12 protein-coding genes are annotated in these 15064 nt (G+C 69.7%); 1 reads left to right on the forward strand and 11 read right to left on the reverse strand.

Features of this window, described 5'->3' with window-relative positions:
• Nucleotides 1-527 precede the first annotated feature (527 nt).
• A complete protein-coding gene (locus tag ACQ859_RS26430; protein ID WP_431263461.1) occupies nucleotides 528-2156 on the forward strand; it encodes an Atrophin-1 multi-domain protein in 1629 nt (542 codons plus the stop codon).
• Between the two features lie 92 nt (nucleotides 2157-2248).
• On the opposite strand, the gene ACQ859_RS26435 is transcribed toward ACQ859_RS26430, so the two are convergent.
• The 11 genes from ACQ859_RS26435 to ACQ859_RS26485 form a co-directional block, all read right to left on the reverse strand.
• On the reverse strand, nucleotides 2249-3583 hold the full coding sequence (locus ACQ859_RS26435) for a UDP-glucose dehydrogenase family protein (RefSeq protein ID WP_431263462.1): 1335 nt from the start codon (nucleotides 3581-3583) through the stop codon (nucleotides 2249-2251).
• Nucleotides 3584-3639: 56 nt separating this feature from the next.
• Complete coding sequence (locus ACQ859_RS26440; RefSeq protein WP_431263463.1) at nucleotides 3640-4647, reverse strand: NAD-dependent epimerase; 1008 nt, start codon at nucleotides 4645-4647, stop codon at nucleotides 3640-3642.
• Nucleotides 4648-4732: 85 nt separating this feature from the next.
• On the reverse strand, nucleotides 4733-5833 hold the full coding sequence (locus tag ACQ859_RS26445; RefSeq protein ID WP_431263464.1) for a glycosyltransferase family 2 protein: 1101 nt from the start codon (nucleotides 5831-5833) through the stop codon (nucleotides 4733-4735).
• Nucleotides 5834-6071: 238 nt separating this feature from the next.
• Nucleotides 6072-7142 carry an acyltransferase family protein gene (locus ACQ859_RS26450; RefSeq protein ID WP_431263465.1) on the reverse strand — a complete coding sequence of 357 codons (1071 nt, stop codon included), beginning with the start codon at nucleotides 7140-7142 and terminating at the stop codon, nucleotides 6072-6074.
• A gap of 106 nt (nucleotides 7143-7248) precedes the next feature.
• A complete protein-coding gene (locus ACQ859_RS26455; protein ID WP_431263466.1) occupies nucleotides 7249-7755 on the reverse strand; it encodes an acyltransferase in 507 nt (168 codons plus the stop codon).
• Nucleotides 7756-7936: 181 nt separating this feature from the next.
• Nucleotides 7937-9448: a lipopolysaccharide biosynthesis protein gene (locus ACQ859_RS26460; protein WP_431263467.1), complete on the reverse strand. Its 1512-nt coding sequence runs from the start codon at nucleotides 9446-9448 to the stop codon at nucleotides 7937-7939.
• A 1-nt stretch (nucleotide 9449) separates the two neighbouring features.
• Nucleotides 9450-10445 (reverse strand): glycosyltransferase family 2 protein, encoded by a 996-nt coding sequence (locus tag ACQ859_RS26465; RefSeq protein WP_431263468.1) that lies wholly within the window; start codon nucleotides 10443-10445, stop codon nucleotides 9450-9452.
• On the reverse strand, nucleotides 10445-11581 hold the full coding sequence (locus ACQ859_RS26470) for a polysaccharide pyruvyl transferase family protein (RefSeq protein WP_431263469.1): 1137 nt from the start codon (nucleotides 11579-11581) through the stop codon (nucleotides 10445-10447). The genes ACQ859_RS26465 and ACQ859_RS26470 overlap by 1 nt, the downstream gene beginning before the upstream one ends.
• Nucleotides 11582-11728: 147 nt before the next feature.
• On the reverse strand, nucleotides 11729-12553 hold the full coding sequence (locus ACQ859_RS26475) for a WecB/TagA/CpsF family glycosyltransferase (RefSeq protein WP_431263470.1): 825 nt from the start codon (nucleotides 12551-12553) through the stop codon (nucleotides 11729-11731).
• Nucleotides 12554-12557: 4 nt separating this feature from the next.
• A complete protein-coding gene (locus ACQ859_RS26480) occupies nucleotides 12558-13778 on the reverse strand; it encodes a glycosyltransferase family 2 protein (protein WP_431263471.1) in 1221 nt (406 codons plus the stop codon).
• A complete protein-coding gene (locus ACQ859_RS26485; protein ID WP_431266660.1) occupies nucleotides 13771-15039 on the reverse strand; it encodes a glycosyltransferase family 4 protein in 1269 nt (422 codons plus the stop codon). The genes ACQ859_RS26480 and ACQ859_RS26485 overlap by 8 nt, the downstream gene beginning before the upstream one ends.
• Nucleotides 15040-15064 lie beyond the last annotated feature (25 nt).

A 15064-nucleotide genomic window follows, 5' to 3' on the forward strand; every position in this document is an offset into this window, starting at 1 on the left:
GCGCTCCCAGCGCTCCCGGCCCGTGCACACCCCCTCGATCGGCGGGCGGGCGCGGCCCGCGCCGCCGTGACGACAGCCTTCCGCCGACACGTCGTGGCGGATTTTCCCGACACGATTCCGTGCGTTTTACGGGTTTCAATTTCGAATATCGAACGGGTTATGGGACCCGACATCCGAGTATGTAACGGGCCGCAATAACTTCGTGATCCGAGACATCCGGGGGTTGTCAATCCTCGACCCGGATGTTTCAAACGGTACGCTCCCGCGCCTGCCGAATATTCCCGGAATCCCGCCTCGGAGCCGGTACCAAGGGTGGAGAACCCGGCGTTCATCTCCCCATACTGACTCATGGCCGCAACACCTTCCTCCCCGGGAAGAGATCAGCGGTCAGATATCCGGGTCGCCAACATCCAGTAACAAGAATCCCGCCCGACGAATGGCCCTGTCATCGCCGGCGCGCAAGAAGAAGAGATCGAGGCCTATTAATCGTCAACGCGCTCACGCGCATCAGCAGTAACTCAATCACCATGACGAATATCTCTTCTTCCCTGCGAGTTTCCACCGGCCTGAGCGCCTGCGCCCTGGCGGCCGGCCTGTTGCTGACCGGTTGCGGCGGCGGCGGTGGCACCAATGGCGGCACCGCCTCCATCCAGTCGCTCGAGACACCGCCGATCGTGGCCTCGGCGCCCGCCACCACGGCCGGCACGCCGGCCAGCCCCGCGGCCAGCCAGGCCGTCGCCGGCGTCTCGACCCTGGCCGCCAACGTCCGCACCGCCGCGGCCGCCGCCTGCACGGCGGGCAACTTCGGCAGCTTCGACCGGCCGTTCAGCCCGGACTCGCCATGGAACAGCCGTCCGGTCGCCCCGGTGCTGGGCACCGCGACCATCCCCACCGCGCTGTACACCCCGACCGTCGCCGCCGGCGCCTGGTCGAGCGCCGCCTTCCAGGCGTCCGCCAGCGATGCGCCGATGGTCGTCACCGGCGCCACCGCGCAAGGCGTCTGGGACCCGGACAGCGAGGTCTACCGCCCCAGCATCACCATCGCCAACTGGCCGGCCGCCACCACGCCGGCCACCGGCACCGACGGCCATGCCGAGATCGTCGATCCGGCGACCGGCGTCGTCCATTCGTTCTGGGGCCTGAAGCAGGTCAACGGCGCCTGGGTCGCCAAGCAGTACGCCTGGACCCCGCTGGCCGGTCGCGGCATGGGTGATCCCTCCCACTACTACCAGGGCGCGCGCGCGGCCGGCGTCTCGACGCTGGGCGGCCTGATCCGCACCGCCGAAGCCGTCGACGGCGACACGATGTACCGCCATGCGCTGGCCATGTCGCTGGACGCCACCGGCCTGAGCGCCGCCCCGACCTACCAGTTCCCGGCGACCTCCGCCGACAGCAATGCCGCGACGACCAACAGCGGCCAGATCCCGATGGGCTCGCTGATGATGCTGCCCGCCAGCTTCAATGCGCAGGCCCTGGCGACGCCGGAGCTGCGCAAGGTGGCCGAGACGCTGAAGGCCTACGGCGCCTATGTGGTGGACCGCAACACCGGCACGCCCTTCGTCATCTACGTCGAGATCGGCGCCGACCTCAAGCTGCACCGCAACGGCTGGAGCAACGCCACCGCGAACGACCTCGAGCTGATGCGCGCGGCGATGCGCCCGGTGGAGAGCGCCTCGGCCTGGAAGGACGGCAACGGCAACACCAGCTCGACGGTGACCAGCACCGCACTGAACCTGCTGTCGATGCGCGGCGGCTGGTGGCGCACCAAGGGCACGGTCAGCGGCGACTTCGACACCTGGCGCCAGGCGCTGGTGTTCCCGGCCACGACCACGCAGATCGAGCAGGCCAACGCCACCGGGCGGGCGATGAACCCGGTCACCTGGGCCATTCCGGCCACGGGCGAGACCTTCCGCCTGGACGTCGACGCGACCGGTGGCGCCTCGTTCCGGATGACCATCGCCGACAAGGTCACCGGCGCCGTCGTGTACGACAGCGGCTACCTGAACGACGGCGACTCGACCACGCTGGTCTGGCCGAACGTGGCCGGCTTCAAGGTCACCACCTGGGCCCGCAGCGGCGTGGACAACGTCGAATCGACCGTGCGTCCCACGCTGGTCAAGACCGGCGGACCGGCCGCCAGCGTCTGCGCCGGCTGAGCGGATCGGGTCTGACCAACCGCGGCGGCGGGCGGGTCCCGCCGGCCGCCGCGCGGTCCTGAGGCAGCGGTCAATCCGCGGCCAATCGGCCGTCAGCCAGCTTTCGAGCCGCGGCCGATGGCGTGATGCTCGATGCCGAGCATCGCCATCGTCGCCGGCTCGTACAGGTTGCGGCCGTCGAAGACCACCGGCTGCTTCAGCGAGGTCTTGATGCGGTCGAAGTCCGGCGTGCGGAACTCCTTCCACTCGGTGATCACGATCAGCGCGTCGGAGTCGCTCAAGGCGTGCTCCGCGCGTTCGCAGAAGCTGACGCCGGGCACCTGGCTCAGCAGCTTCGCCGCCTCGCCCATCGCGACCGGGTCATAGGCCGCGACCGCCGCGCCGCGCCGCGCCAGTTCCTCCACCACCACCAGCGACGGCGCCTCGCGCATGTCGTCGGTGTTGGGCTTGAAGGCCAGGCCCCACAGCGCGAATCGCTTGCCGCTCAGGTCCGGGCCGAAGCGCGCCACCACCTTGTCCACGAGCACCAGCTTCTGGCGGTCGTTGGCCTCCTCGACGGCGTTCAGCACCTTCAGGTCCTGGCCGTATTCGCGGCCGGTGCGCACCAGCGCCTTCACGTCCTTCGGGAAACACGAGCCGCCGTAGCCGGCGCCCGCGTACAGGAACTGGTAGCCGATGCGCGGATCGGAGCCGATGCCGCGACGCACCAGCTCGATGTCGGCGCCGACCTTCTCGGCCAGCAGCGCCAGCTCGTTCATGAAGCTGATGCGCGTGGCCAGCATCGCGTTGGCGGCGTACTTGGTGAACTCGGCGCTCTTCACGTCCATCACCATCAGCCGGTCGTGGCTGCGGGTGAACGGCGCGTACAGCGCGCGCATCATCAGCGTGGCCTGCTCGTCGTCGGAGCCGACGACGATGCGGTCCGGCTTCATGAAGTCCTCCAGCGCCGCGCCCTCCTTCAGGAACTCCGGATTGGAGACGACCGAGAAGTTCACGTCCACGCCGCGCCTGGCGAGCGACTCGGCGACGGCGGCGCGGACCTTCTCCGCGGTGCCGACCGGCACGGTGCTCTTGTCGACGATGACCTTGTAGTCGGTCATGCGCTCGCCGATCGAGCGCGCGGCGGCCAGCACGTACTGCAGGTCGGCCGAGCCGTCCTCGCCCGGGGGCGTGCCCACGGCGATGAAGAGCAGCGTGCCGTGCGCGACGGCGGCGTCGACGTCGGTGGTGAACTGCAGCCGGCCCGCGGCGCGGTTGCGCGCGACGACCGCGTCCAGGCCCGGTTCATGGATGGGGATGCCCCCGTCGTTGAGCACCTGGATCTTGTCGGGGTTCACATCGAGGCACACCACGTGGTTGCCCATTTCGGCCAGGCACGCGCCGGTCACGAGACCCACGTAGCCGGTGCCGATGGTGGTCACTTTCATTCGTTCTCTCCAGCTGGAAGCAGTGGCGGTCGGTGGCGGTCGGTGGCGGCGGCCGGTCAGACCTTGTAGTAGTCGCGGTACCACGCGACGAAGCGGCGGATGCCCTCAGGCACCGGCATCGCGGGACGGAAGCCCGTCCACGCGGCCAGTTCCTCGACGTCCGCGTGGGTGGCCGGCACGTCGCCGTCCTGCAGCGGGAGGAACTCCTTGACCGCCTCGCGGCCCACGGCCTGCTCGATCGCGCCGATGAAGTCCATCAGCGGGATCGGGTCGTGGTTGCCGATGTTGAAGACGCGGTACGGCGCGTTGGAGCGCGCCGGATCCGCCTGCACCGGGTCGTAGGCCGGATCGGCCGTCGCGGTGCGGTCGAGCACGCGCACCACGCCTTCGGCGATGTCGTCGATGTAGGTGAAGTCGCGGATCATCTTCCCGTGGTTGAAGACCTTGATCGGCTCGCCCGCGAGAATCGCCTTCGTGAACAGGAACAGCGCCATGTCCGGCCGGCCCCAGGGCCCGTAGACGGTGAAGAAGCGCAGGCCCGTCGTCGGCAGGTTGAACAGGTGGCTGTAGGTGTGGGCCATCAGCTCGTTGGCCTTCTTGGTCGCGGCATACAGGCTGACCGGGTGGTCCACGCCGTGGTGCTCGCTGAAGGGCATGTGCGTGTTGCCGCCGTAGACGCTGGAGCTGGACGCGTAGGCCAAGTGCTTCACGCCCGAATGCCGGCAGCCTTCGAGGATGTTGGTGAAGCCGACGATGTTGGATTCGATGTACGCGTGCGGGTTCACCAGCGAGTAGCGCACGCCGGCCTGGGCGGCCAGGTGCACGACGCGGTCGAACTGGTGCTTGGCGAACAGGTCGGCGATGCCGCTGCGGTCGGCGACGTCCATCTGCACGAACTCGAAGCCCGGTTTCCCGCTCAGCCGCGCCAGGCGGGCGTGCTTGAGCGTGGGGTCGTAATAGTCGTTGAGGTTGTCCAGGCCGACGACCTGGTCGCCGCGGGCCAGCAGGATCTGGCTCACGTGCATGCCGATGAAGCCGGCGGCGCCGGTGACGAGAACTTTCAAACCTGCTCCCCGGGGATGAGACGAACGCGAAGGCGCCGATTCTCACCCAGCCGGATGACGCCGCCGCGTCCCCGGCCCCGCTCAGTCAGGGGTAAACGCGGGTGGAGGCGTTGCCGGAGACGGCGGTGGCGCCCTGCGGCGCGCCCGGGCTCGCGCCCGAGGTCGAGTCGAGCGTCGAATCGAGGGGAGCGTCCGGGGCCGTCGCGCCCGGGGCCGGGCGCAGCGCCCGCTTGAGGCGCGTCAGACCCTGGTACAGCGCCTGCGGCATCAGGCTCATGCGCAGCAGGCGGCGGCGTTCGTCGGCGAAGACCTGGGTCTCGATCCGCTTCAGCACCAGGCGGCCGGCGAACTTGTCGCCGTACTTGATCTGGTGGTGCGCGTGGGAGATGCGGAAGAAGTTGTGGAACTCCTCCATGTCCGCGCCGACCTGGACCGCCTCCGGATGGGCGCGGCGCCAGGCCTCGTCGGTGTCGAAGAACCGGTAGCGGGCCGGCGGCGCATGGCGGTTGAGCGCCCGGTCGTCGCCGTCGGCGTGGTAGCAGGCGCCCGGCTTGGGGTCGAAGACGATGGGGCCGGTGAACATCAGGCGGATCCAGGTGTCCAGGTCCTCGCCCAGCCGCACGCCGACCGGGAAGCCCCCGACGTTCGCCAGCGCGGCCTTGTCCACCATCACCGCCGACGAGCACACCGGCGAGCCCTGCAGCGCGATGCGGTAGTAGTTCTCCGGCGTCAGCACGACGCGCGGCGCGGTCTCGGAACTCACGCCCAGCGTGCGGCGGCCGTCGGGGGTGACGACCTCGTAGTTGGTGGCCCAGCCGACCGCCTGCGGGTACTCGAGGCGCATGCGCCACAGCCGCTCGAGGTGATCCGGGTACCAGGCGTCGTCCGCGTCCAGGAAGGCCACCACCGGCCCCCGCGCCGACTCGACACCGAGGTTGCGGGCCGAGGACACCCCGCCGTTGGGTTGCTGGATCAGGCGCACGCGCGGATCGCCGTAGCGCCGGACCAGCGCCGCGCCGCCGTCGGTGGAGCCGTCATCGACGACGACGACCTCGATGTCGCGCACGGTCTGCGCGCAGACCGAATCGAGCGCGCGGACGATCTGCCCTTCCTTGTTGTACAGCGGGATGACGACGGAGAGGCGGAGGTCGTCGGACGCAGGCGCAGGGATGGACGAGGGGCTCATGGCAGTCCCGGTGGCGATCACACGCGACCGGGAGCCCGCGAGCCCGGCAAGGACGTCGGCGCTCCACGTTATTGCCGCGGGAGCTTGGATTTGCCCCGGCCTGGTGCCGGCTGCACGCCATACGCACCAAAGAGGTTAACGCCGCACCAACGCGGCGTCATGCGGGGCCTGTCCCCGAAGGACGGCTCGGCGGGCGCCCGCTCAGGGGGCGTCTAAGGCGGCGGCGGTCACGATGGCGTCACGACGGGATCGCGGCGGCATCGCGGCGAGGGGCCCCCGTCCCGGCGAGCCGGCGACGCCAGACGGCGGGCAGCTCGAACAGCGCCATCGTGGCGCGCCCCTGGGCGGCGCGCCAGAACCACCAGGGCAGCAAGGTGCCGGCCGCGACGCCGACGATCAGGTGCAGCCAGGGACTGGTGATGCCGAAGACCTTCGTGAGCACGATGCGTGCGCCGCTGGCCACGAGGATGTGGGCGAGGAAGATCGCCATCGACGCGCGGCCGAGCGCCGCCATCCGCCGACCGTGGCCGCCGCTGGCCAGCGCGATGGACATCACGCACACGGCCGAGAGGCCCAGCGTCGCCGCGGCGAGCTTCAGCAGCTTGGCTTCACCGATGCCGGCGGCCTGCAGCGCGCCGTATGCCAGACCGCCGACAAACACGCCTGTCAGCGCCAGCCGCCACGCCGTCCCGACACCGAAGCCGCGCGCGCCCAGCCAGGCGCCCGCGGCGAAATACAGCAGATGGCTGGAGACGAGCGCGGCGGGCATCGGCCAGTCGCGCTGCTGCATCGCCATCAGGACCGCGCCGGTGAGCGTCAGCGCGGCGACGCCGGCCTTCGGGCGACGCCAGCACATCACGACGGCGAGCAGGCTCATCAGGAACAGTGCGTAGAGGAACCAGAACTGCGCCCGCGGAGTCCAGCCCAGCGCGAGCACCTCGGCCAGCGTGACGGGCTTGCTGGTCCAGCGCGACATCAGCAGCTCGATGCCGCCTTGCAGCAGCGACCACAGCACATAGGGATAGAGGACGGTGGCCACGCGGCCGGCGAGGTAGTCGCGCGGGCCGCGCCGCGTCAGCGAGCCGACGAAGAACCAGCCCGACAGCAGGAAGAACAGCGGCATGTGGAAGCTGTAGATCGCCGAATCCAACGTCTTGAACCACCACGGGTCCATCGCCACGCCGCCGTTGACCAGCCCACGCGCGACGTGGCCGTACACCACCAGCAGGATGCCGAAGCCTTTGGCGATGTCGACCCAGTCGGATCGCTCCCCCGAAACGGGCCGTCCCAGTGTCGTCGACGTCGTCACGCCTGCTCCTTCCGCCAAGACGCGGACGCGGTATCCCGCCGGTCAGGGCGATCACACAGGCTCATCGTGCCTCCGGTCACGCGGCCCGTCGCGGACCGCGCGCCCCTCAACGAGGGTCCAGCACTTCGACCTTCTTCAACCCGAGCTCTTCCTTGAGCTTCAGGTAATGGCGACCGTCCGCCACCATCGTGCTGAAGGCGTCCATGTCGCGCGTGCCGATCTGGATGGCAGGGTTGCCCGCCAGGATGGCGCCAGCCGGGTAGGACTTGGTCACCACCGCGCCCGCGCCGACGATCGTGCCTTCGCGCAACGTCACGCCGGGCAGGATCATGGCCCGCATGCCCACCCAGACGAACCGTTCGACCACGACGGGTCGCAGGAGGTCCACCTCGTCGTAGGGCGCCATCTGCGCACCCTTGAAGCGATGCATCGACGTCATGATCGCGACCTCGGGAGCAAAGATCGCGTGATCGCCGATCGTCAGGCCGCCCTGGCCGTTGTAGTAGCCGCCGCCCTCCATGTGCACGTAGCTGCCCAGGCTGATGCGGTCGGGATAGATGAACTCGTTGCGCGGCCCGACGCCGCACCCCTCGCCCTGCACGCGGAAACTCACCTTGTGACTGTTCCGATGAAGGACCTTCGCCGCGATTCGTGCCAACACACCCATGACTGCTCCGAGCAATGAACAAGTTCGGCGCAGAAAGAGCAATCGTCGGTCCCGCACAGCGGCGAATGAGAGGTCTTGTCACAGTCATCGAACCAAGTTACATCGACAGGGTGCGCTGCTCGCTGCGTCAGCGTTTGAGCTTGCGGCGGATCTTGTCGACGACGCCCGCCCGCTCAGTGGTGCTGAGCAAGAAGAACCACGCCATCACGGCGTAGACGACGCTCACCAACGCGCCGCTCGCGGCCAGACTGCCCCAATGCTGTGGAGCCAGGAAACGGGACACGCCCCATGAGGCCAGTCCGACCGCCACGGACACGAGGAACAGGAACAGCGCGCCCCGGACGAAGGTCAGCGCCGGGCGATGCAGCACTTTTGCCGCATAGATCGGCGTGAACAGCGTATTCCGTACCAGCAGCACCGCGCCGCCAGCGACAGCGATGCCGAGCAGTCCCCAGGCTTGCGCGAGGAGGATGGCCGCCGCCAGGTTCACCAAGCCCGCGATGATCTGGACGACTCCCGGCCACTTCACGTTGTTGGTCGCCATGCTGACGTGATTCAGCGGAAGGTAAGCCAGGTTCAGTCCCAGATGTCCCGTCGCCAGGACCATCACCAGAGCCAGCGGCACATAGTCGGCGCCGAGCCAGATCCGGAGGATCGATTCGGAGAATCCGCAGACCAGCCCCACCGGCAACGCCATCATCAGACCCATGAAGCGCACCGAACGACGCGCATAGCTGATCAGTTCGTCGACCTTGCCCTCGGCGAAGAGGATGAGCATCGGCGGTCCGAAGACGCCGCCGATCACCAGGGCGAAGTTGCGCAGCAGCAGCGACCATTGAAGCACCAGCGCATAGCGGCCGGCCTCAGCGGCACCGATCACCTTGTTGGCGACCAGCAAGTCGATGTTGACCAACAGCAGCGTGCCGATCTGCGCCACGAAGATCCAGCCGCCGGTGCTGCTCACCTCCTTCACCACGGGCCACGAGAAGTCCGACGGCCGAGCCTTCAGATCCGGCGCGAGCCGTCGCGAAGCCCACATCACGACGCCCATCGTCAGCAGTGAGGCGCAGAGCACGCTCATGCCGACATGCCACAACTTCGGCATGGACAGCTGGAACAGCGCGACCACGACCACGACGCGTCCCACCAATCCAAGGATGTTGCCCAGGTTCTGGAGATCGAAGCGATTGCGGCTGTAGACGATCGATTGGTAGGAGGACCCGAAGGTGGTCACCGCCAATCCGCCCACCGTCAGGAAGAACAGCCAGCCGGCATCGGTTTCGAATCCGGCCGGCACCTCGATCACGTCGGCCAGATGCTCCAACAGCGGCAATCCCAGCAGGCACATGATCACCGCGACCAGCGCGCCGGCCCAGAGCGATGAATTGAAGATACTGCTGGCGCGTGCGTGGTCGCCCTTGCTCATCGCCACCGTCAGGTGCCGCCCCACTGCGGCGTTCAGGCCCGCGGTGATCACGTTGAAGTAGCCGGCCACCGTCACCGCGAGCGGCACCAGCCCGTAGGCGGCCACGCCCAGCTGGCGCACCAGGTAGGACACCAGCCACAGCGAGACGACGATGTTCAGCGCGAAGAACGCGACGTTGCTGATCAGGTTCGCGCCGAGTTTTCCCTGCCCCACGTCAGCCCCGCGACGCTTGCGCGTTCGATGCGGACGGCGCCGGCGCGTCGGCACGGCGCCGCAGCGACGCCTGCACCCGACCCAGCGCGCGGTACAGCGGCTGCGGCAGCAGGCTCATGCGCAGCAGCCGGTCGCGCTCTGCCGCGAAGGCCGGGGAGCGGCAGTCCTTCAGCACCTGGCGGCCCGCGGCCTTGTCCCCCCACTTGATCTGGTGGTGTGCATGCGCCAGCCGGAAGAAGTCGTGGAAGGCCTCGATGTCCTGCGCCACCTGGGTCGCCTCGGGATGCGCATGCATCCAGGCCTCGTCGGTGTCGAAGAACACATAGCGAGCCGGCGGCGGGTTGCGCACCAGCGCGCGGTCGTCGCCGTCGGCGTGGTAGTAGGCGCCGGGCCGCGCGTCGAAGGCGATCGGACCCGAGAACAGCAGCCGGATCCAGGTGTCCAGGTCCTCGCCCAGCCGCACGCCGGCGGGGAAGCCGCCGACGCGCTGCAGCGCGGCCTTGTCCACCGCCACCGCCGACGAGAACACCGGCGTGCCGTGCCGCGCGATGCGGAAGTAGTTCTCCGGCGTCAGCACCAGCCGGGGTTCGGTCACGACCGACACGCCGGGCGTCAGGCCGCCGGCCAGGTCGACCACGTGGTAGTTCATCGCCCACGCGACCGTGCCCGGATAGTCCGCGCGCAGCTGCCACAGGCGTTCGAGGTGATCGGGGTACCAGGCGTCGTCGCCGTCGAGGAAGGCGACCACGTCCGCCCGCGCGAGCTCGACGGCGCGGTTGCGCGCCACCGACACGCCGGCATTGGCCTGTCGATGGAGCCGCACACGCGGATCGGCGATCGCCGCGACGATCTCGGGACCGCGGTCCTTGGAGCCGTCGTCGATGACGACCACCTCGAAGTCCTGGAAGCTCTGCGCGAACACGGAGTCCAGCGCGCGAGCGATCTGGCCTTCCTTGTTGTAGAGCGGGATGACAACGGAAATGCGAGGAACGGACATCAGCGACGACCCTCGCTGTACGGCGCCGCCGTGAAGTTCAGGCGCGCCATCTCGCACGAGTCCTGGATCGATCGTGTCCACGGCGGCGACGCACGGCCGCCGACGGCCAGCTTCGCGATGCGGCGCGCGGCCTCGACCGGATCGGCAGTCGCATCACCGACGCGGCCTTCGGGCCGGTAGCCGATCTCATCGAGGAAGTCGCCGCACTTGCGGTGGTACTCGACCAGGATGAAGGGCACGCCCGCCGTGTAGGCCAGGATGCACGCATGCAGCCGCACGCCGAAGATCGCGTCGCAGCGCTGCAGTTCGGCGTAGACCCGCTTGGGATCGTCGTCGTAGGGCAGCCGCTCCACGTGCGGATAACCGTCCAGCGAGGCGATCACCTCGTCCGTCACCGCATCGTCGCCGGAGGCCGCATGTCCGTTGAACACGAAGAAGCGCAGCGCGAAGCCCTCTTCCGCCAGCGCCTTCACCGTCGCCTTCACCGAGGCCACGCGGCGCTGCTCGTTCTCCAGGTTGCCCTTGCCGTAGTAGCGCTCGACATTGCACACGCTGACGCCGATCACCGGCCGCCCCGTCGCGCGCTCCGGCAGCACCGGCGCCGGCGAATCCTTCATCACGTCCAGCATCAGCAACGCCGGGTCGAAGGCCTGGATCACCGGCGTGTCGACGTTCATCGCCTTGACGATCTCGAACGAGGCGCGGTCGCGCACGGCGATGTAGCTCATCTCGCCGATCAGCTTGCGGATCTCGCGCTCGCCGTCGGTGGACTTGAACGGGCCGACCGACACGCCCGCCGCCGCGATCGACTTGCGGCCGACCTTCTGCACCAGCGACTGGCGCAGCAGGTTGACCCACAGCTCCTGCGGCGAATGCAGCGTCGAGCCGCCGAAATACACCATGTGCCGCGCGCCCAGTCCGGACAGCGTGCGCGACAGCGTCTGCTGGCCGGGGTAGCGGCGCTCGGTCGGGATGATGGCCTGCGCGGGGCGGCTCAGCACCGGCAGCTCGGTGGCGACGAAGGCCAGGTCGCGGGCGCCCCAGTACTTGCGGCTGCCCCAGTCGGCGACGACGCAGAACACGTCGTCGCCGGTGTTGCGGTAGCCGTAGTAGCCGTTGAACAGGAAGTCGGTCATGCGGAATCCGGAGAAGTTGGGACCAGGTCGGAGGCCGTGGGGGCGGGACGGGATCGATGGCGGAAAGGGGCGCGATGTCGTCGCGGGCGCTGGAGTCGGTGTGTGGGGCGGCGTCTGGCTCGGTGTGCGGGTCGGCGCGGATCGCGCTCAGACCGCGGGCCGGCGGCCGCGCCGCGTGGCCGACCGCCACAGCAGCCCGGCCGCGAAGGGGATGCCGTCGACCAGGTAGCGCCGTGCCAGCCGGCCCGGCTCCTGCGTCAGGCGGTGCACCCATTCCAGGCCGCTGCGCTGCATCCAGCCCGGCGCGCGCTTCACGTCGCCGGCCACGAAGCTGAAGCTCACGCCGACGCCGAGGTACCAGGCGCGCGGCGCCAGCGGGCGCAGCCGCGCGATCAGCTTCTCCTGCTTGGGCGAACCCAGCCCGATGAACACGATCTGCGGCAGCCAGCCGGACAGCAGCGTCTCCAGCCGCGCCATCTCCTGCGGCTGCTGCTCGAAACCGAACGGCGGGCACAGGCACCGGACGCGGCCCGCGGCGACCGCCTCGGGGATCAGCTTCGCGGCGGCGGCGTCGGCCGTGCCTTCGTTGCCGCCGATCAGCGCGATGCGCAGCCCGGCCGCAGCGGCCGCGTGCATCAGCGCGACGAACAGGTCGGAGCCGGTCAGCCGCGTGGGCAGCGGCGTGCCCTGCAACTGGCTGGCCCAGACGATGGGACGGCCGTCGGCAGTGAACACGGTGGCATCGGCCACCAGCGCGCGGAAGGCCGGCTCCACGCGCCAGCGGCGCAGGATGTCGATGTTGGGCGTCACCACCCAGCCGCCGCGGCCGGCGGCGGCCTCGTCGACGATGTGGCCGGTCAGCACCGGCACCGTGGTCGCGGCGAAGGGCAGTCCGTCGACGTGGATGATCGGCAGCGCGGCGGCGCCCGCCGAGGTCGCCGACGGGATGGAGGTGGCGGGCGTGGAGCTCATGGGATCAGACATCTCGTTTCGTTCTCACCCAGTCGACCTGGCGCTTGACGATGAAGCGCAGGTACAGCGGAATCTTGGCCAGCAGGATGAAGGGCGCGCGGGCCAGCTCGCCCAGCGTGAGGATGTCGCCGGCCCAGCGCCGCTGCGCCAGCACGATGGCCAGCAGCAGCGCGACCAGGCCCAGCAGCGACAGCACGAACGGCGCCGTCCAGCCCAGCACCAGCGCCAGCAGCCCCTGGACGGCGGTCCAGCCCACCAGCAGCATGCCCAGCAGTGCCAGCGGCGGCACCAGCATGTCCATCACCTGCAGCAGCTGCGCGCCGCGTCCCGGGCGCATCGACTGCCACAGCAGCTTCGGCCCTTCGCCGACCAGCATGGCCAGGTGGCCGTGTTCCCAGCGCGTGCGCTGGCTGGCCTCGCCCTCGCTGCTGTTGGCGAAGACGCTGGTCACCAGCGCGTCCTCGCACAGCAGCGGCGGCGCGCCCAGCTGGGCCAGGCGTACGCCCAGCTGCATGTCCTCGGCCAGATGGCCGCTGGCCAGCGGGGCCTGCACCGCCACGGCCCACGGGAAGGCCATGCCGGTGCCGTAGAGCCCGCAAGGCAGGCCGGCCTGGTGCATGCCGCGCGGCCGCACCAGGTTCTTCACGCGCATCGCGAATTCCGCGACACGCGCCTTCAGGCCGTCGTTGGCGGCCGACATCAGGTAGGTCGCCTGCACCGGCCGGCCGGTGGCGTGTGCCACGGCGGCGATGCGCGGCAGCAGGTGCGGGCCGAGCGTGCAGTCGGCGTCCAGCACGATCACGACGTCGGGCGCATGGCCGGTCTCCAGCGCGAGCCGCTCCAGCGTGCGCACGCCGAAGTCCAGCGCATAGCCCTTGCCGCGTTCGGTCGCATGGGTGCGCTCGACCACGGTGATGTCGAACTCGCGCGCCTGCGCGGCGGTGTCGTCGCTGCAGTTGTCGGCCACGACGACGATGCGGTCCGACGGTCCGAGCTGCGCCAGCGCCTGCATCAGCGTCGGCCGCAGGCCGCGGCCCTCGTTGTGCGCCGGCATGACGATGGCGATGCGCGGCGGCCGCTCGAACGCGGGCAGCCGGCGGCGGTCCGGCTGCAGCGCCAGCACCACCTGCCACAGCACCAGCGCGGCTGGCGTGAGCACCAGCAGGCTGATGACGAGCATCAGCGTCCAGCCCACGGCGGACACGGTGGACAACAGCTCAGGCATGCGCACTCTCCTTCGTGCCCGACGCGGCGCGATGAGGCGAATAGGTCTTCGCCGGAGAAGCGTACTCCTCGAACAGCGCGACCAGCTTGGCCGCCTCGCGGTCGACGTCGTGGCGCTCCAGCGCCGACGCGCGCGCGCGCTGTCCGACGCGGGCCACTTCGGCGTCGTCCAGGCGCAGACAGGCGAGCATCGCCTTGGCCAGCGCCTCGGGATCGCCGGCGGGCAACAGCCAGCCGTTCTCGCCGTCGCGGATCAGTTCCGGGATGCCGGCGATGCAGGTGCTGACGCACGGACGGCCCAGCGCCATCGCTTCCATGATCACGACCGGCAGGCCTTCGGCAAAGCTCGCCAGCACCAGCGCGCGCGCCTGCAGCAGTTCCTGGCGCACGGTCTCGCTCGAGATCCAGCCGGTGATGCGCACGTTGCGCTGCAGGCCGAGCTGCTTGACGCGGTCCTCGATGGTCTTGCGCAGCTCGCCGTCGCCGGCCAGCACCAGTTCGAAGTCGGGCACCTCGCGCGCGACCTGCGCGGCGGCCTCGATCAGCAGCAGGTGGCCCTTCTGCTCGGTCATGCGGCCGATGCAGATCAGGCGCTTGCCTTGCGGCGGCGGCGCCTCGACCGCATGGAATTCAGGATCCAGCCCGCAATGGACGATGCGCAGCTTGGGCCACTCGGTGTACGCGACCCAGCGCGACAGCTGGCTGCGGCAGAACGAGGTGATGGCGGCGACGAACCGCGCGCCGCGGATCTTGGCGCCCAGGTGCAGGAAGTCCGGCCGGTCGAATTCCTCCGGGCCGTGCACCGTCATGCTGTAGCCGGGACCGCCGAGCGCCTCGATCAGCATGCCGACTTCCGCCGGGTTGGTGCCGAAGTGGATGTGCAGGTGCTCGATGCGTCCGGCGCGCAGCACCGGCATCGCGGCGCAGGCTTCCATCAGGTAGACCAGGTGGAAGGGCCAGGGCCGGTCGGCGCGTCGGCTCATGCGCAGCGCCAGCTTGAGCGCGGAGAAGAAGCGCCCCGGCGCGCGCGTCGCCTGCGCCAGCGTCGCCTTCAACAGGCCGGCCGTGCCGTCCTTCAGCAGGTAGTGCGTGCGGGCCTTCTCGGCCTGGTCGACCGGATCGGGCGCGTCGTCGTCCCAGCCGCGGATGGCCAGGCGCAGCACGTCCAGGCCCTGCTGCTCGACCGCGAGGATCTCGCGGCGGATGAAGGTATGGCTGACCTTGGGGTAATGGTTCACCAGGTAGGCGATGCGCGGGCGCACGCCGACCGGGGGCTGGCCTTGAGGG

The sequence above is a fragment of the Roseateles chitinivorans genome (genome assembly GCF_050632235.1).
GTDB lineage: Bacteria > Pseudomonadota > Gammaproteobacteria > Burkholderiales > Burkholderiaceae_C > Roseateles > Roseateles chitinivorans_A.

What these genes read in the sequence shown, in the direction of transcription:
- ACQ859_RS26430 (WP_431263461.1), top strand. Translation starts at nt 528, where the DNA reads ATGACGAATATCTCTTCTTCCCTGCGAGTTTCCACCGGCCTGAGCGCC.
- ACQ859_RS26435 (WP_431263462.1), bottom strand. Translation starts at nt 3,583, where the DNA reads ATGAAAGTGACCACCATCGGCACCGGCTACGTGGGTCTCGTGACCGGC.
- ACQ859_RS26445 (WP_431263464.1), bottom strand. Translation starts at nt 5,833, where the DNA reads ATGAGCCCCTCGTCCATCCCTGCGCCTGCGTCCGACGACCTCCGCCTC.
- ACQ859_RS26465 (WP_431263468.1), bottom strand. Translation starts at nt 10,445, where the DNA reads ATGTCCGTTCCTCGCATTTCCGTTGTCATCCCGCTCTACAACAAGGAA.
- ACQ859_RS26470 (WP_431263469.1), bottom strand. Translation starts at nt 11,581, where the DNA reads ATGACCGACTTCCTGTTCAACGGCTACTACGGCTACCGCAACACCGGC.
- ACQ859_RS26475 (WP_431263470.1), bottom strand. Translation starts at nt 12,553, where the DNA reads ATGAGCTCCACGCCCGCCACCTCCATCCCGTCGGCGACCTCGGCGGGC.
- ACQ859_RS26480 (WP_431263471.1), bottom strand. Translation starts at nt 13,778, where the DNA reads ATGCCTGAGCTGTTGTCCACCGTGTCCGCCGTGGGCTGGACGCTGATG.